This is a genomic window from Microbacterium gilvum, assembly GCF_039543865.1.
Lineage (GTDB): Bacteria > Actinomycetota > Actinomycetes > Actinomycetales > Microbacteriaceae > Microbacterium > Microbacterium gilvum.
Genome location: NZ_BAABKO010000006.1, coordinates 37,422 through 54,391 on the forward strand (window position 1 = coordinate 37,422; position 16,970 = coordinate 54,391).

At 73.3% G+C, this 16,970-nt stretch carries 14 protein-coding genes; 7 read left to right on the plus strand and 7 right to left on the minus strand.

All coding sequences use genetic code 11. The annotated features are described in order from the left end of the window. Window positions 1–6: 6 nt before the first annotated feature. Genes cydC through ABD998_RS15215 form a run of 3 tightly spaced genes read right to left on the minus strand, consistent with a single transcriptional unit; the run spans window position 7 to window position 5,990 of the window. Entirely contained in the window at window positions 7–3,363 is a 3,357-nt protein-coding gene (gene cydC, locus ABD998_RS15205) for a thiol reductant ABC exporter subunit CydC (protein WP_345440964.1), read from the minus strand. After that, window positions 3,360–4,397, minus strand: a complete 1,038-nt coding sequence (gene cydB, locus ABD998_RS15210; protein ID WP_345440967.1) for a cytochrome d ubiquinol oxidase subunit II — start codon at window positions 4,395–4,397, stop codon at window positions 3,360–3,362. Before cydB ends, cydC begins: the two co-directional genes overlap by 4 nt. A 12-nt stretch (window positions 4,398–4,409) precedes the next feature. Beyond that, window positions 4,410–5,990: a cytochrome ubiquinol oxidase subunit I gene (locus ABD998_RS15215; protein WP_345440969.1), complete on the minus strand. Its 1,581-nt coding sequence runs from the start codon at window positions 5,988–5,990 to the stop codon at window positions 4,410–4,412. Between the two features lie 172 nt (window positions 5,991–6,162). Here ABD998_RS15215 and ABD998_RS15220 point away from each other — a divergent pair, with 172 nt between their 5' ends. Both ABD998_RS15220 and ABD998_RS15225 read left to right on the plus strand, forming a co-directional pair. Beyond that, window positions 6,163–6,519: a BlaI/MecI/CopY family transcriptional regulator gene (locus ABD998_RS15220; RefSeq protein WP_345440971.1), complete on the plus strand. Its 357-nt coding sequence runs from the start codon at window positions 6,163–6,165 to the stop codon at window positions 6,517–6,519. 11 nt (window positions 6,520–6,530) lie between these two features. Then, window positions 6,531–7,349, plus strand: coding sequence for a M56 family metallopeptidase (locus ABD998_RS15225; RefSeq protein ID WP_345440973.1), 819 nt, complete (start codon window positions 6,531–6,533; stop codon window positions 7,347–7,349). A gap of 141 nt (window positions 7,350–7,490) precedes the next feature. On the opposite strand, the gene ABD998_RS15230 is transcribed toward ABD998_RS15225, so the two are convergent. After that, on the minus strand, window positions 7,491–8,474 hold the full coding sequence (locus tag ABD998_RS15230) for a LacI family DNA-binding transcriptional regulator (RefSeq protein WP_345440976.1): 984 nt from the start codon (window positions 8,472–8,474) through the stop codon (window positions 7,491–7,493). Window positions 8,475–8,578: 104 nt separating this feature from the next. Here ABD998_RS15230 and ABD998_RS15235 point away from each other — a divergent pair, with 104 nt between their 5' ends. After that, window positions 8,579–10,804, plus strand: coding sequence for a beta-glucosidase family protein (locus ABD998_RS15235; RefSeq protein ID WP_345440979.1), 2,226 nt, complete (start codon window positions 8,579–8,581; stop codon window positions 10,802–10,804). 63 nt (window positions 10,805–10,867) lie between these two features. Here the strand turns inward: ABD998_RS15235 and ABD998_RS15240 are convergent, their stop codons facing one another. Continuing rightward, the gene (locus ABD998_RS15240) at window positions 10,868–12,031 is read right to left on the minus strand and encodes an ROK family protein (RefSeq protein WP_345440982.1); all 1,164 of its coding nucleotides are present in this window, start codon (window positions 12,029–12,031) and stop codon (window positions 10,868–10,870) included. A gap of 149 nt (window positions 12,032–12,180) precedes the next feature. Between ABD998_RS15240 and ABD998_RS15245 the strand changes: the two genes are divergently transcribed. From ABD998_RS15245 to ABD998_RS15260, 4 genes are read left to right on the plus strand one after another with little or no spacing between them, the layout of a single operon-like run. Further along, window positions 12,181–12,945 carry a sugar phosphate isomerase/epimerase family protein gene (locus ABD998_RS15245; protein ID WP_345440984.1) on the plus strand — a complete coding sequence of 255 codons (765 nt, stop codon included), beginning with the start codon at window positions 12,181–12,183 and terminating at the stop codon, window positions 12,943–12,945. A gap of 35 nt (window positions 12,946–12,980) precedes the next feature. Beyond that, entirely contained in the window at window positions 12,981–14,096 is a 1,116-nt protein-coding gene (locus ABD998_RS15250) for a Gfo/Idh/MocA family protein (RefSeq protein ID WP_345440986.1), read from the plus strand. Then, window positions 14,086–15,168 (plus strand): Gfo/Idh/MocA family protein, encoded by a 1,083-nt coding sequence (locus tag ABD998_RS15255; protein WP_345440988.1) that lies wholly within the window; start codon window positions 14,086–14,088, stop codon window positions 15,166–15,168. The genes ABD998_RS15250 and ABD998_RS15255 overlap by 11 nt, the downstream gene beginning before the upstream one ends. A 17-nt stretch (window positions 15,169–15,185) precedes the next feature. Next, the gene (locus ABD998_RS15260; protein ID WP_345440990.1) at window positions 15,186–16,199 is read left to right on the plus strand and encodes a sugar phosphate isomerase/epimerase family protein; all 1,014 of its coding nucleotides are present in this window, start codon (window positions 15,186–15,188) and stop codon (window positions 16,197–16,199) included. An 88-nt stretch (window positions 16,200–16,287) separates the two neighbouring features. Here ABD998_RS15260 and ABD998_RS15265 read toward each other — a convergent pair whose 3' ends face one another. Together ABD998_RS15265 and ABD998_RS15270 are read right to left on the minus strand one after the other, a co-directional pair. Further along, window positions 16,288–16,704 (minus strand): PIN domain-containing protein, encoded by a 417-nt coding sequence (locus ABD998_RS15265; protein ID WP_345440993.1) that lies wholly within the window; start codon window positions 16,702–16,704, stop codon window positions 16,288–16,290. Beyond that, a complete protein-coding gene (locus ABD998_RS15270) occupies window positions 16,688–16,930 on the minus strand; it encodes a hypothetical protein (RefSeq protein ID WP_345440996.1) in 243 nt (80 codons plus the stop codon). Before ABD998_RS15270 ends, ABD998_RS15265 begins: the two co-directional genes overlap by 17 nt. Window positions 16,931–16,970: the final 40 nt, after the last annotated feature.

Genomic DNA, 16,970 nt, shown 5'->3' on the forward strand with positions numbered 1-16,970 from the left:
ATCGCGTCAGAGCCGCACCACGGCGTCCTCCGCGTGGCGGTCGGCCATCCGATGCGATACGAGCACGACGACGCGGTCGCGCGTCGCGGCGCGGACATCCGTCATCATCGCGGCCGCGGTCGGGGCGTCGAGGTGCGCCGTCGGCTCGTCGAGGAGCACGACGTCGGCGCGCGACAGCAGCGCCCGCGCGACGGCGAGCCGCTGGCGCTCGCCGCCCGACAGGGCGGAGCCGCCCGCGCCGACCCGCGCGTCGAGGCCCTCGTCGAGCGCCGACAGCAGGGGGGAGAGGCCCGCGAGCCGCAGGGCGCCCTCGAGCGCGGCGTCGTCGGCGGACGCATCGGCGAGCAGGAGGTTGCCCCGCAGGGTCGAGTCGAAGACGTACGCGTCCTGCGGGCACCATGCGACGGCGTCCTTCCATGCGCGCTCGCGGAAGGCCGTGAGGGGCGCGCCGTCGGCGCGCACGGCGCCCCGTGCGAGCGGGAGCGCGCCCATGACGGCCGACAGCACGGTCGACTTGCCGGCGCCCGACGGCCCGTCGAGCACGAGCCAGCGTCCGCGCCGCGCCGCGCCGTCGACCCCGTCGACCGCGAGCGCCGTCGCGCCGGGGTAGCCGATCGCGACGTCGTCGAGCGCGACCTCCGCCACGGGCCGTCCGGGTCCGCCGTCTCCCCATTCCGGCTGCGGGGCCGGGCGGAGCACGTCGCCGAGTCGCGCGAGCGCGGCGCGCAGGGCGGGCAGGCGGTGCGCCGCGGCGACCGACGCGGCGAGCGGCTCGAGCACCGCGAGCGACAGCAGGGCCACGACGGAGGCGCTCTCGGCTGCGGCGCCCCCGGAGAGCACGGGCACCACGACGGCGAGACCCGTCGCGCCCGCGGTCACGACGGCCGCGCCGAGCCCTGCCGACCACGCCGACCGGCGCTCGGCGCGCGCGAGCGCTGCGGCGCGGGTGTCGAGATCCGCCAGCGCGGCGTCGACGCGCCCGTTGCCGCGCAGGTCTCCCGCCGCCGCGGCGAGCGACGTCGTGCCGCGGACGATCCCCGAGCGGGCCGAGAGCCCTGCCGCCCCCGACCCCCGCGCCGAGACGACGGCGAGCGCCGCTCCGGCCGCCGTGGCGACCGCGAGGACGGCGACGACGAGCCACGTGAGCTGCGGCACGACGAACGCCGTCGTCACGCCGGCGCCCGCGACGACGAGGAGTCCGACGACGAGCGGGGCGACCACGCGCGGCAGCTGGTCGCGCAGGTCGTCGGCGAGGGTGACGAGGTAGTCGAGGGGCGCACCGCCCTCCAGCAGCCGCCGTGAGCCCGCTCCGCGCGCCGCGATCGCGCGCCACAGCCGCAGCCTCAGCGCGTCGACGGCGCGGAACGCCGCGCGGTGCGTCGCGAGCCGTTCGGCGTACCGGCCGACCGAGCGGCCGATGCCGAACGCGCGGACGCCGACGATCGCGACGAGGAGGTACATGATGTACTCCTCGACGCTCGCCCGCACGATGAGCCATCCCGAGACGGCCGTGAGCGCGAGGCCGAGCCCTGTCGCGATGGCGGCGAGCCCGACCGCGCCGAGCCATGACCATAGCTGCGGGCGCAGCAGCGCGAACAGGGTGAGAGGCCGCCGCCGTGTCACCTGGTCGCCGCCTCTTTCCTCGCCCAACGGATATCCGCTTGTCGAAAGGACATGCGAAGACGCGTTCTCGGAGGGGCTCTCGTCAAACGGATATCCGATGGGCGAGAGAGGGGAAGCAGCAGCCGCAGCGGGGGTCGCAGCCGCAGGGCCGGCCACCGGCACGGTCGCGGTCGCGAGGGCGAGCGTCTCGGGCTCGTGGCTCGCGAGCACGACGACGGCGCGGCCGGCACGGCGCAGGATGGCCGCGCGCACGAGCTCGGCCGAGGCGGAGTCGAGGTGGGCGGTCGGCTCGTCGAGCACGAGCATGCCGGCGCCCGCGTCGACGCGGGCGAAGGCGCGGGCGACGGCGAGCCGGCGCTGCTCGCCGGGGCTCAGCTCCGCGATGGCCGCGTCGGCGCGGTCGAGGAGCCCGAGCTCGGCGAGCGCCGGCTCCGGATCGGCGCCGTAGAGGGCGAGCTCGGCGCGCGGTGTCGCCGCGAACCCGTGCGGGGCCTGCGGCGCCCAGCCGACGCCAGCCGGGTCGACGCCGACGACCCGGCCCGAGACCTGGGCGTCGTCGGGGAGCGTGCCCGCGAGCGCCGCCAGCAGCGTCGACTTGCCCGCCCCCGAGGGGCCTGCGATCGACACGACGCCCGACAGCTCCGCGTCGACGGGGCGGAGGGCGGGCTCCGCCCGACCCGCGTAGCGCACGGCGAGCCCCTCGAGGCGGATGGCCCCCGCCGGGCCCGTGCGCACGTCGCGCGCTGCGGGGCGCGCGATGAGCCGCGTCGCGCGCTCGAGCGCCGACAGGCCGTCCTGCGAGGCGTGGAAGGCCGTGCCGACCTCTCGCAGCGCCGCGAAGCACTCGGGCGCGAGGATGAGGGCGACGAGCGCCGCCTCCAGCCCGATCGTGCCGTTCAGAAGCCGCAGCCCCAGGAACACGGCGACGACCGCGACCGAGATCGTCGCGACGAGCTCGAGGGCGAGCGCCGACAGGAACGCCCAGCGCAGCGTCTCCTGCGTGCGCGCGCGGTACTCGCGCTGGATGCCGTCGAGCGCCTGCGTCTGCCGCTCGACGCGGCCGAGGCCCACGAGCACGGGGAGGCCCCTGGCGAGCTCGGCGAGGTGGTCGCCCAGCCGCGTGAGCGCGGTCAGCGCGGCGTCCGTGCGCTGCTGGGTGTGCTTCCCGATGAGCGTCATGAAGAGCGGCACGAGCGGCACCGTGACGACGATGACGAGCGCGCTCAGCCAGTCGGCCCCCAGGATCCGCACCCCGACGAGGAGGGGGACGACGGCGGCGGCGACGAGCGACGGCAGCGACTGTGTGTAGTAGTCGTCGAGGTCGTCGAGCCCGTCGGCCGCGAGCACGGCCGTGCCGCCGCCATCCGCCCCGCCCCGCGTGATTCGCCGCCAGAGCCTCCCGCGCAGGTCGGTCTTGACGCCCGAGGCGATGCGCCGTGCCAGCACGGCGGTCGCCCACTCTGCGCCCGCTCGCAGCAGGGCACCGGCGATCCCGAGCGAGAGGATGAGCCGTGTCGCCTCCGGCCCGATGCCGCCCGCGCCGAGCGCCGTGATGCCGCGTGCGACCGCCTCGGCGACGAGCACGAGGCCGAGCGCCCTGAACGCCGCGAGCAGGCCGAGCGAGAACAGCCGCCGCCTCGGCACGGGCCCCGGATCGGGGCGCCGGAAACCGGGCGCCGCCGCCGCGCGTTCCGCCTCGATCGCCCAGGGGTCGATGCCCGAGGCCCCGCTGCGCCTCACCGCGCGCGCAGCACGGCGGGCAGCACGACGTGCGCGTCGGGGATCATGCCCGGCGTCACGCGCTTGCGGAACACCCAGTAGCTCCACGCCTGGTAGAGCAGGATGACGGGGAGGGCGACGACGGCGACGGCGGTCATGACGCCCAGTGTGTACGAGCCGCTCGCGGCGTTCCACACCGTGAGGTCGAAGGCGGGGTCGATCGTCGAGGGGAGCACGCGCGGGAACATGCCCGCGAAGACCGCCCCGGCGCCCGCGAAGCCGAACGCCGCGTATCCGACGAACGCGAGGCCCTCGCGCCGGCGTCGCGCCTGCAGCCACCCGAACAGGGCGGCGGCGACGGCGACGGCCGTGAGCGCCCACGACAGCGGCGTGCCGCCGAAGCGCAGCTGCACCCACAGCGCCCACACGGCGGCGGGAACGAGGCACAGCGGCGCCCACCGCGCCGCGAAGCGTCCGGCGCGCTCGCGCACGGGGCCGTCGGACTTCAGCGCGAGGAACGTCGCGGAGTGCGCGAGCGCGAAGCCGACCACGGCGAGGCCGCCCACGATGGCAGGCAGCGTCAGCCAGACGAACGGCCCGCCCACGCGGTTGCCGTTCTCGTCGAGCGGCAGGCCCGTCGAGGTCAGCGCGAGAGCCGCCCCGATGCAGAACGCGACGATGGTCGAGCCGAGGCCGATCATCCACGTCCAGAACGTCGCCCAGCGCGCCGTCGCGACCTTGCCGCGGTACTCGATGCCGACCGCCCGCACGATGAGGCCGACGAGCGTGATCGTGAGCGGGAGGTAGAGCGCGGAGAACAGCGACGCGTACCAGTGCGGGAAGGCGGCGAAGATCGCCGCGCCCGCCGTGATGAGCCACACCTCGTTGCCGTCCCATACGGGGCCGATCGTGTTGAGCATGACGCGGCGGTCCTTCTCGGCGCGGGTCGAGAAGACCATGTGCATGCCCACGCCGAGGTCGAAGCCCTCGAGCAGGAGGTAGCCGATCCAGAGGACGGCGATGGCGATGAACCAGAAGACGGGAAGGGCGTCCATGGGGAGCTCCGTTCAGTAGGCGAACGCGAGGACGTCGTCTCGCTTCGCGTCGTCGTCGGGATGGTCGTCGTCGGCCTCGTGGGCGAGCTCGGGCATCGCGCTCGCGACCCCGCCGCGGATGTACCTCACGAGGAGGAAGAGCTCGACGACGAGGAGCACGCCGTAGACGGCGGCGAGGGTGATGACAGAGAACAGCAGCTCGCCCGCCGTGACGCCGGGGGAGACGGCGGCCGCGGTGAACATGAAGACGCCGTCGACGCCGGTGGCGTCGGGGTTCGGCGCGACGACGAACGGCTGCCGCCCCATCTCGGTGAAGATCCAGCCGGCGATGTTGGCCGCGAAGGGCGCGACGATGCCGAGCAGAGCGAGCCGCATGATCCAGGGGGAGCGCGGCACGGTGCCCTTGCGGGTGAGCCACAGGGCCACGACGGCGGCGGCCGCGACGATGCCGCCCAGGCCGATCATGAGGCGGAAGCCCCAGTACGTGACCCACATGACGGGCACGTACTCGACCTCGCTGCCCGCGCGGTCGCCGTACAGCTCGTCGTCGGGGATGGTCTCGCCGTACTGGTCGACGTACTGCGGCTCGAGGTCGCTGATGCCGGGCATCTCCGCGCCCCACTCGCCCGTGCCGAGGAACCCGAGGACCCCGGGGATCTCGATGAGGGTGACGACGTCGGAGCAGTCGCGCGATCCGGGGTCGCCGAGGGAGAGCACGGAGAACGCCGAGCCCGTGTGGCAGGCGGCCTCGGCCGCGGCCATCTTCATGGGCTGCTGCTCGTACATGAGCTTGCCCTGGATGTCGCCCGTCGCGACGGTGCCGGCGAAGCCGAGGATGGCGACGATCGCGCCGAAGCGCAGCGACCAGATCCAGACGCCGTGATCCTTCTCGTCGCGGCCCGGCACGTCGGGAGCCGAGCCGACGACGACGCGGTCGGACGCGTCGACCGTGTCGATGCCGTCGTGGCGCCGACGCCACAGGTGGTACCAGGAGATGCCGAGGAGGAACATCCCGGCGACGACGAGCGCGCCGAACACGGTGTGCGTGAACGCGGCGATCGCGGTGTTGTTCGTCAGCACGGCCCAGATGTCGGTCATCACGGGGCGGCCGTCGTCGCCGAGCTCGACGCCGACGGGGTGCTGCATCCACGAGTTCGCGACGATGATGAAGTAGGCGGAGATCCACGATCCGAGCACGGCGCACCACAGCGCCGCGAGGTGCACGCCCTTGCGGAGGCGCCCCCATCCGAAGATCCAGACGCCGAGGAAGGTGGACTCCGCGAAGAAGGCGAGCAGCCCCTCGAGGGCCAGCGGGGCGCCGAACACGTCCCCGACGAAACGGGAGTACTCGCTCCAGGCCATCCCGAACTGGAACTCCTGCACGAGACCCGTGGCGACGCCCAGGATGAAGTTGATGAGGTAGAGCTTTCCCCAGAACTTCGTCGCCCTCAGGAACTTCTCGTCGCCCGTGCGGACCCACGCCGACTGCAGGATCGAGACCGTCATGCCGAGGCCGATCGTGAGCGGCACCATGAGGAAGTGGTAGACGGTCGTGATGCCGAACTGCCAGCGGGCGATGTCGAGGACGTCCACGCGGGTCTCCTTCGCAGGGATGAGGTGCCGGTCTCCCGGCCTGCTCGCAATTCTACGCTCTGTAGAACTACTTCGACAGAGCATAGAAGAAATTCGACGGGGAGTAGAATTGGATGGCAGGATGGTCTGATCGTCAGTCCGCGTCGCGGACGCAGGCCGGGAGGAGGTGCGCATGGGGACGCTCGGCGAACTCGAACGCGCCGTCATGGACGCCGTCTGGGACGCGCAGATGCCCGTGACCGCGTACGACGTCAAGGAGAAGCTCGAGGGGGACGGGCGTCAGCTCGCCGCCACGACGCTGCTGACCGTGCTCTCGCGTCTCGAGAAGAAGGGGTTCGTCGCCTCCGACCGCTCCGTCCGCCCCCACCGGTACACGCCGGTCGCGTCCCGCGCCGATCACGTCGCGGAGCTCATGCACGAGGTGCTCGGCGAGTCGACCGACCGGATGGCTGTGCTCGAGCGGTTCGTCGGAGGCGTCTCGGCCGAGGACGCCGCCGTGCTCCGCAAGCTGCTGCGCGGCGCCGCCTGAGCCGACATCCCATGGCCGCGGCGCTTCCCGCGCTCGCCGATCCGGCACTCGACGGCGCGCTGATCATCCCGCACGATCTGATCGTGTGGGGCGCCGTCGTGCTCGGCGTCGTCGCGCTCGCTCTCGCGTGGCCCGTCCCCGTCGCCCTGTCGCGGGCGACGTGGCCCATGCGCAACCCCGTCATCGCGCTGCTGCTGTGGCAGGCGATCGGCCTCGCGGGAGGCTTCTCGATGATCGGCGCGCTCGCGCTCGCGGGGCATGCCGTGGCCCCGCGGCACGGATGGATCGCCGTCGTGCCCGCGATCGCCTTCACGGTCTACCTGCTCGTGCACCTCGCCGTCACGGTCGTGCAGGTCACGCGCCAGCGCCGGCGGCACCTGGCTCTCCTCGACATGCTCACGTCGCCCCACCCGACGCGGGCGCGGACGCGGGTCATCGACGACGCCGTGCCGGTGGCCTACTGCCTGCCCCGCGGCGCCGGCTCGGTCACGGTGCTGTCGCAGGGCCTACTCGACCGACTCGACGCCGACGAGCTCGTCGCCGTCATCGCGCACGAGCGGGCGCACGTCGAGCAGCGGCACGACATCCTGCTCCTCGCCTTCCGCGCATGGCGCTCTGCGCTGCCGTGGTTCCCGATCGCGGCGCGCGCGGAGGCCGAGGTCGCGGCGCTCGTGGAGATGCTCGCGGACGACCATGCCCGCAGGGAGGTGCGGGACGAGGTGCTGGCGCGGGCCATCCTGCACGTCGGCGCGAGCGGCGTGCCGGGCGCCGAGGCGGCCGTATCGGGCTCGACCCGCGTGAGCGACCGCTTCCGGCGGCTCGCCGAGTAGGCGGGGTGCCGGCGGGGCGCGCTTCTCGCCGTGTTTCGGGGCGACAGTCGGATTCTGCCGAACCCCTGCCGCGATTCGCGTCGAACGGTGCGGCGGTCGCCGCGAAACGCGGCAGCGGTTCCGCCGCGTCGACCCCGCCCGCTACGCGGAGCCTCGGACGACGACCCGCGGGCGCGGGTGGGGGAGGATGGCCGTCCTCCCCGCGAGCACGGCGTCGACGTCGACGATCTCGAGCTGCGCGGCCCCGTCGCTCTGCGACACCGTCGTCAGCTGCGGGTGCGTGCGCCGCGCGAGGGGGAGGTCGTCGATGCCGATCACCGCGAGCGCTCCCGGGACGTCGACCCCTGCGCGCGCGGCGGCTCCGAGCACGCCCACGGCCACCTCGTCGTTGTACGCCGCGACGGCTGTCGCGCCGTCGGCGTGCAGCCGGGCGAGCTCGTCGGCGAGGTGCTCCTGCTCGTGCAGGGGGATGGCTGTGAGCGACACGTCGTGCGCGGCCGCGGCGCCGCGAGCGCCGGCCAGCCGGAGCTCGGCGAGCGCCGCGAGCTCGGGCTCGGCGGGCGTGACGTAGACGACACGACGATGTCCGCGATCCGCGAGGTACGCGATCTGCACCTCCGCGAGCTCGCCGATGCGCTCGGAGGCGGGATCGTCGCCGGGCGAGGGGGCGACGATGCGCTCGACGCCGGCCTGCTCCAGGAGCGCGGTGAGTGCGGGGTCGAGCCCGCCCAGGGCGACGACCGCGACGGGCTGCAGCCGCTGGGCGAGCGTGACGAGGACCTCTCCCGCCTCGTCGGCGCCCGTGTACTGGTTCACGACCGGCACGTACCCGCGGTCGACGAGCCCTCTCGACAGCGAGCGCGTCGCGCCCGCCACGAGGGCGCCCGGCGGGATGGTGCTGCTGTCGATCACGACGATGCCCGTGCTGCGCGAGGCGAGTGCGCGTGCGTGGATGCTCGGGACGTAGCCCAGCTCATCCGCCGCCTGCTGCACGCGCTGCCGCGTGGACTCCGGGATGGTCTGCCCCGGGGTGTCGTTCAGCACGTAGCTGACGGTCGCGCGCGAGACGCCGCTGGCGCGGGCGACGTCGGCGGCCGTGATCCGGCGTGATTCCTGTGAAGCCATGCGCGTCCTTGCGATCGAGGGGGCGGGCAAGATACATTCAACACCACACTGAAGCGCGTAAGTGGATGGCCGACGAGGGCGTCCGCGCAAGAGAAAGGCCTCCCATGCACCCCGCCGTCTCGAAGCTCTCGCTCGACGAGAAGCTCTCTCTGCTCACCGGCGACAGCTTCTGGTCCACCGCTTCCGTCGCGCACGCCGGCGTCGAGGGCGCCGTCCTCACCGACGGCCCGCACGGTGTGCGGCTGCAGTCCGGCAGCGCCGACCACCTCGGCATCAACGACAGCCACCCCGCGACGGCGTTCCCGACGGCCGCAGCCACCGGCTCGACGTGGGACCCCGCCCTCCTCGAGGAAATGGGCGAGGCGCTCGGCCGCGAGAGCCGCGCACTCGGCGTCGACGTGCTCCTCGGCCCCGGCGTCAACATCAAGCGCTCGCCCCTCTGCGGCCGCAACTTCGAGTACTTCTCCGAGGACCCGCTCCTCGCGGGCGCGCTCGGCGCCGGATGGGTGCGCGGCATCCAGTCGCAGGGCGTCGGCGCCTCGCTCAAGCACTTCGCCGCCAACAACCAGGAGACCGAGCGCATGCGCGTGAGCGCCGAGGTCGACGAGCGCACGCTGCGCGAGATCTACCTCCCCGCCTTCGAGCGCACCGTGACGGACGCCCAGCCCGCGACCGTGATGTGCTCGTACAACCGCATCAACGGGACGTACGCGTCGGAGCACCACTGGCTGCTCACCGAGGTCCTCCGCGACGAGTGGGGCTACCAGGGCTACGTCGTCTCCGACTGGGGCGCCGTGTCGAACCCGGCCGCCGCTGTAGCGGCCGGCCTCGACCTGACGATGCCCGCCGCGGGCCCCCGCCACGCGGCGGACGTCCGTGCCGCGCTCGAGTCGGGCGCGCTCGACGAGTCGGTCGTCGACATCGCGGTCTCGCGCATCCTCACGGTGCACGACCGCCTGCGCGAGGCGCGCGGCGAGACCCAGCCGGTCGACGTCGACGCGCACCACGCGCTCGCGCGCCGCATCGCCGCGGAGAGCGCCGTGCTGCTCGCGAACGAGGGCGGCGTGCTGCCGCTGTCTCCCGCGGAGGGCGGGGCGATCGCGGTCGTGGGCGCGTTCGCCGAGACCCCGCGCTATCAGGGCGCCGGCTCATCGCACATCCAGCCGACCCGCCTCGACACCGCGCTCGAGGCCATCCGCGCGACCGCGTCGCGCGAGGTGCGCTTCGCGGCAGGCTTCCGCCTCGACGGCGCCGAGGACGAGGCGCTGCGCGCCGAGGCCGTCGACCTCGCCGCCGGGGCCGAGACGGTCGTGCTCTTCCTCGGCCTGCCCGACGCCGAGGAGTCGGAGGGCTTCGACCGCACGCACATCGACCTGCCCGCCGTCCAGCGCGCGCTCGTCGATGCCGTGCTCGAGGTGAACGCGAACGTCGTCGTCGTGCTGTCGAACGGCGCCGTCGTCGCGCTCGACGGCATCGCGGGGCGCGTGCCGGCCATCCTCGAGACGTGGCTCGGCGGCCAGGCCTCCGGGTCGGCGACCGCCGACATCCTGTTCGGCGCCGTCGAGCCCGGCGGCCGCCTCGCGGAGACCGTGCCGGTGCGCCTCGCCGACAACCCCGCGCACGTGAACTTCCCCGGTACCCCGAAGAAGGTCGTCTACGGCGAGCGGATCTACGTCGGCTACCGCTGGTACGACCGCACCGAGCGCGAGGTCGAGTACCCGTTCGGATTCGGCCTCGGCTACACGACGTTCGCGCTGTCGGACGTCGCGGTGTCGGTCGCCGACACCGCCGTCGCGCACGCGGTCGTCGAGGTCACCGTGACGAACACCGGCGCGCGTGCGGGCGCCGAGGTCGTGCAGGTCTACGTCGGCGACGTGGAGGCGTCGGTCGACCGCCCCGTGCGCGAGCTCAAGGGCTTCGCGAAGGTGCGCCTCGCCGCCGGCGCGTCGGAGCGGGTGCGCATCGAGCTCGATGAGCGCGCCTTCGCGTTCTGGGGCGAGAGCGGATGGACCGTCGAGCCCGGTGCGTTCACGGTCGAGGTCGGCACGTCGTCGCGCGACATCGCGGCGTCCGCGGAGATCGAGCTCGCGGTGCCCGTGCCGGAGTCGACGCTCGACATCGAGTCGACGATCGGCGACTGGCAGCGGCACCCGAAGGGCGCCGGCGTCCTCGAGTCCGCCCTCGCCGCGAACGGCGGGGCGTCGGCGGCGATCTTCGCCGACCCCGAGATCAGCCGCATGATGGAGTCGATGCCGCTGCGCACCGTGCTCGGATTCGGCGGCGACGTCGACGGCACGGCGGCCGCGGAGCAGCTGCTCGCGCAGGTGTGATGGGCGGCAGGCCCGCACCCGGAGGGGGCGGGCCTGCCGTCCAGGGCGCGTGCGGGCCCCCGTTCAGGCGCGTGCGAGCCGCTTGTCGATCGCGGAGGGCGACAGGGCGTACTGCAGCGTCATGGTCGCCGCTCCCCGCACACCCGATGTGACGCCGCCGCGCGAGGGCTCGATGCGCAGGTGCTGCGTCGCGAGAGGGATGGACCGGCGGTAGACGACCTCGCGCGCTCCTGCGATGAGGTGGTCGGCGACGCGACCGAGGCTCCCGCCGATGACGATGAGCGACGGGTTCACGAGGTTCACGACGATCGACAGCGCCTCGCCGAGAATGCGGCCCGCCTCGCGCGTGAGGGCGACGGCCTCGGGATGGCCCGTCTGCACAAGCCGGACGACATCCGCGTTGGAGGCGGCGTCGACGCCGCGGGCCCGGAGCGCCGCGGCCACGGCGGTGCCGCTCGCGACCGCCTCGAGATCGCCGTCGGAGTCGGCGACGAGCGGCGAGTCGGGCAGACGCACGTGGATGTGGCCGAGATCGCCGGCCGACCCGAGGGCGCCGCGCTGGATGCGTCCGCCGGAGATGATGCCGGCTCCGATGCCCGTGGCGACCTTGACGTAGACGAGGTCGTCGACCTCGCCCCCGCGCAGCGCGTGCTCGCCGATGGCGAGGATGTTGACGTCGTTGTCGACGTGCACCTCGCCGTCGATCCGCGCGCGCACGGCGGCGGGGATGTCGAACCCGTCCCATCCGGGCATGATCGGCGGGTTCACCGGGCGCCCCGACGAATGCTCGACGGGGCCAGGGATGCCCACGCCGATGCCGAACAGCTCGGCTCCGGCGTCGGCGAGCAGCTCGCCCGCGTGGCCGAGGGCGATGTCGAGGCTCGCCGCAGGGCCGGCCGTGATGTCGAGCTCGCGCGACACGGTGGCGACAGGGGATCCCGAGAGATCGGCGAGCCCGATCGTGGCGTGGTGCGCGCCGAAGTCGATCGCGAGCACGACCCCCGCCTGAGGGTCGAAGCGCAGCACCTGGGCGGGGCGCCCGCCCGTCGACGTCGCCGCCCCCGCGGGGACGAGCAGCCCGGCGCCGACGAGCGCGTCGAGCCGCGCCGACGCGGCGGCGCGGCCGAGGCCCGTGTCGGCGACGACCTCGCCGCGCGTGCGCGGCGCGCCGTCTCTGAAGCGCTGGAACAGCCCGCCTGCGGTCAGCGGTCCTGTGGCATCGGGCATCCGTCCTCCTCGTCGGGTGCCAGCGTAGAGGATTTCGGCCGGCGTTACCCATACTTTTGCTTGTCCACCGACAGAAGTGCGGATAGCATCGCAGGGATGGCCGTGAGAGCGCGGTCATCAGGACCCGCAGACTCAGAGAAGAGAGAACCATGTCCGCCTCCCCCTCCATCGCGCTCCAGCTCTACACGATCCGGGAGGCGGTGACCGCGGACGCCGGCGCCGCCCTCGCGCGCGCCGCCGGGATCGGCTTCGAGCAGATCGAGCTCTTCAACATCGTCGAGTGGCGCGCCGAGCTCGAGAAGGGTCTCGCCGCCAACGGGCTCACCGCCCCGACCGCGCACGCCGTGCTCTCCAGCGGCGAGCCGGAGGCGTTCTTCGAGGCCGCGCAGGCCCTCGGCGTGACGACCCTCATCGACCCGTTCATCGCCCCCGAGCGCTGGGCCGACCGCGACGAGGTGCTGCGCATCGCCGACGAGCTCGCCGCGCACGCCGAGAAGGCGAAGGCGTACGGACTCTCGTTCGGCTACCACAACCACTTCTGGGAGGTCGAGAACGTCTTCGACGGCGAGACCGCCCTCGAGGTGCTGGCGGGCGCCCTGCCGGCCGAGGTCGGCCTCGAGGTCGACGCCTACTGGGCCGCCGTGGGCGGCGCGGACGTGCCGGCCCTGCTCGCGTCGCTCGGCTCGCGTGTCCGGCAGCTCCACATCAAGGACGCACCCCTCGTCGACGGCGCCCTCAGCAAGGACCGCGAGGACCAGCTCCCCGCGGGCCAGGGCGCGATCGAGTGGCAGCCGGTCCTCGCCGCCGCCCCCCAGGCCGAGCTGCTCGTCGTCGAGTTCGACGAGTACCGCGGCGACATCTTCGACGGCATCGCCCAGGGGCTCGCGGGCACGCGAGCCCTCCTCGGCGCCTGACGTCCACCCGGAACCAGAGAGAAAGCGAGCGTCCCGTGAGCGGACAGCAGCCCGTCGGCGTCGGATTCATCGGCGCCGGCATGATCAGCGACACCTACCTCGAGCACCTCGGGCAGTTCCCCGACGTCGTCGTGGTGGCGGTCGGCGACATCGACACGGCCCGTGCGGCGGCGCAGGCCGAGAAGCACGGCGTGCCGTTCTCCGGCACCCCCGACCAGGTCCTCGCGCACCCCGACGTGGAGCTGATCGTCAACCTCACGATCCCCGCCGTGCACGCCGAGGTGTCGCTCGCCGCGATCGACGCCGGGAAGCACGTGTGGAGCGAGAAGCCCATCGCCGTCGATCTCGCCTCCGGCCGGGAGCTCGTGCGCCGCGCGGCGGAGAAGGGCCTGCGCGTCGGCATCGCCCCCGACACCGTTCTCGGCCAGGGTGTGCAGAGCGCGCTGCGCGCCATCGCGCGCGGCGACATCGGCCAGCCCATCGGCGCATCGACGCAGATGATGAGCATCGGCCCCGACAAGTGGCACCCGAACCCCGACTTCTTCTTCGCGCCGGGCGCCGGCCCCGTCTTCGACATGGGGCCGTACTACCTGACGACGCTCGTCAACGTGTTCGGATCGGTCGCGAAGGCCTCCGCCTTCGGCCTGTCGAGCACGAAGACGCGCACCGTCGTCGCAGGCGACCGCGCCGGGCAGGAGTTCCCGGTGCTCGTGCCCACGCTCGTGAACGCGAACCTCGAGTTCGTGGAGGGCGGCACGAGCTCGAGCATCTTCAGCTGGGAGTCGTGGCTCACCCGGATGGGCGTCGTCGAGATCACGGGGACGGAGGGAACGCTCGTCATCCCCGACCCGAACATGTTCGAGGGCCCGCTGCGCATCCTCCGGGGCGGCGCGGGCGACCCGCGCGAGCAGGAGTGGGAGGACCTCCCCGTCGACGGCATCGTCGGAGGACGCGGCCTCGGCGTCGTCGACCTCGTGCGCGGCATCCGCGAGAACCGCCCGCACCGTGCGTCGGGCGACATCGGCCTGCACGTGCTGGAGACGATGATCGCGATCGACCGGTCGATCGCGACCGGCGAGACGGTCGCGGTCGAGAGCCGCATCGAGCGGCCGGCGCCCATCCCCGCGGACTGGACGCCCTATGAGCTCTGACATCGGCGCCGGCTTCGTCGGCGGAGGATTCATGGCGCGCGTGCACAGCCGTGCCGCGCGCGCCGCCGGCGCCCGCCTCGTCGGCGTGAGCTCGTCGTCGGCCGAGCGCGCGTCGTCGGCCGCGGCCGACCTCGACATCGAGAACGCGTTCGCGGGCTACGACGCGCTGCTCGCCGAGCACGACGTCGACGTCGTCCACGTCGTCACGCCCAACGCGCAGCATGCCGAGCAGACCCTGTCGGCGCTCGCGGCAGGCAAGCACGTGGTGTGCGAGAAGCCCATCGCGACGACGTCGGCGGATGCGCGCCGGCTCGTCGACGCCCAGGCCGGCTCGGGTCTCGTCGGCGCCGTGCCGTTCGTCTACCGGTACCACCCCATGGTGCGCGAGGCGCGGGCGCGCGTCGCGGCGGGCGGGGAGGCCGTGCTGTCGCTCGACGCCGCCTACCTGCAGGACTGGCTGCTGGGCGAGGAGGACGGCAACTGGCGCGCGGGCGCCGCGGGCGGCGCCTCGCGGGCCTTCGCCGACATCGGCTCGCACCTGTTCGACCTCGTCGAGTTCGTCACGGGCGAGCGGGTCGTGAAGCTGAGCGCCCTCACGCGCACCGTGTTCGCCGAGCGCGCCGGCCATCCCGTCGCGAACGAGGACATCGCCGCCGTGCTGTTCCAGCTCTCCGGCGGGGCGCCCGGCACGGCGCTCGTGAGCCAGATGGCGGCGGGACGCAAGAACGGGCTCACGCTCGAGGTGCACACGGGCGACGCCGCATACCGTTTCGAGCAGGAGCGGCCGGAGGACCTCTGGATCGGGCGCCGCGACGGCGTGCTGCTGCTGCCGCGCGAGGAGGGCATCCTCTCGCCCGACGCCGCGCGACTGTGCCGTGTGCCGTCCGGCCATCCGATGGGGTACCAGGATGCCTTCAACGCGTTCGTCGCCGACGCCTACGCGGCGACGGCGGGCGCCGAGCCCGAGGGGCTCGCCACGTTCCGCGACGGTCTCCGCGCGGCGCAGCTGACCGAGGCGGTCGTCGAGTCCGCGCGCACGGGCGCGTGGGTCGAGACGCCCTTCGACGAATGAACAGACCAGGAGGAACCATGACCGAGGCACGGCATCCCGTCACCCTCTTCACCGGCCAGTGGGCCGACATGCCGTTCGAGGAGCTCGCCCAGCGCGCGGCGGAGTGGGGCTACGACGGCCTCGAGATCGCCGCGTCGGGCGACCACCTCGACCTGCGGCGCGCGGACGAGGACGACGCCTACGTGCAGTCGCGGCTCGACATCCTCGACAAGTACGGGCTCAAGGTGTGGGCGATCTCGAACCATCTCGCCGGCCAGGCCGTGTGCGACGACCCCATCGACTTCCGGCACCAGGCCATTCTGCGCGACTACGTGTGGGGCGACGGCGACGGCGAGGGCGTCCGCCAGCGGGCGGCCGAGGACATGAAGCGCGCGGCGCGCGTCGCGCGCAAGCTCGGCGTCGACACGGTCGTCGGGTTCACGGGCTCGAAGATCTGGCCGTACGTGGCGATGTTCCCGCCCGTGCCGGCCGACGTCATCGATGCCGGCTACGAGGATTTCGCGAACCGCTGGAACCCCATCCTCGACGTGTTCGACGCCGAAGGCGTGCGGTTCGCGCACGAGGTCCACCCGTCGGAGATCGCCTACGACTACTGGACGAGCGTGCGCACCCTCGAGGCGATCGACCGCCGCGCGGCGTTCGGCTTCAACTGGGACCCCTCCCACATGGCGTGGCAGGGCGTCGACACGGTGTCGTTCATCGGCGACTTCGCCGACCGCATCTACCACGTCGACTGCAAGGACACGCGCATCCGCAAGGCGTCGGGCCGCCAGGGCGTGCTCGGCTCGCACCTCGCCTGGGGCGACCCGCGCCGCGGCTGGGACTTCGTCTCCACCGGGCACGGCGACATCCCGTGGGAGGACGCCTTCCGCGCCCTCGCCGCGATCGGCTACGACGGCCCCATCTCGATCGAGTGGGAGGATGCCGGCATGGACCGCCTCCACGGCGCCGCGGAGGCGGTGGCCTACATCCGCTCGCTGCTGTGGAAGCTGCCTGCGGCGTCGTTCGATGCCGCCTTCAGCAACCAGTAGGCCCTGCATGCGGAGAACGCCGTCCCGGGAGCCCGGGGCGGCGTTCTCTGCGTCGGGGGCGTCGAGGACAACGCCGCGAGAGGGAGGCTCAGCGCACTGCGAACGGGTCGACGGCGATCACGCCGTCGTAGTCCTGCCCCGTGTTCAGATCCTCGGTGAGCAGCTCGCGGCATCCGGCCGTGCGCGCAGCGGCGACGATCTGCGCATCCCAGAACGACAGGTCGAAGCGGCTCTGGATGGCGAAGGCCGCGCGCACGACGTCCGTCGTGACGGGCTGGATCGTGAACACCAGGAGCGTCTCGGCGAACGCGACCGCGTCGGCGTGGGCGACGGGGTGGGGGCGCGACGGCCGGGTCGCCTGCACATGGAACTCGGCGAGCACCTGAGTGGAGAGGGCGAGGTCGGGCGCGCGCAGGAGCGACAGCGCGGCGTCGCGCTTCGCCTTCTCTCCGGGGTCGTCGGAGAGCGCATAGAGCAGGACGTTCGTGTCAACGAATCGCGGCACGATCGTGGATGTCGTCGCGGGGCAGGCGGTCGGATGCGCGGAAGCCGGTGATCCGCTGCGCGAGCGCCTCGCGCGCCGTGGCCGCCTCCGCGATTGCGAGATCGTCGTCGCCCACCGACCAGAGGAAGTCGGCCACCATGCGGCTCACAGAGGTTCCCGCCTGCGCCGCATGCAGGCGCGCGCGGCGGTACGCCTCGTCGGAGACGGTCACCGTGATGTTCCTCACGCGCCGAGAGTATCACAGGAACTGTGACACGCGAGCTTAT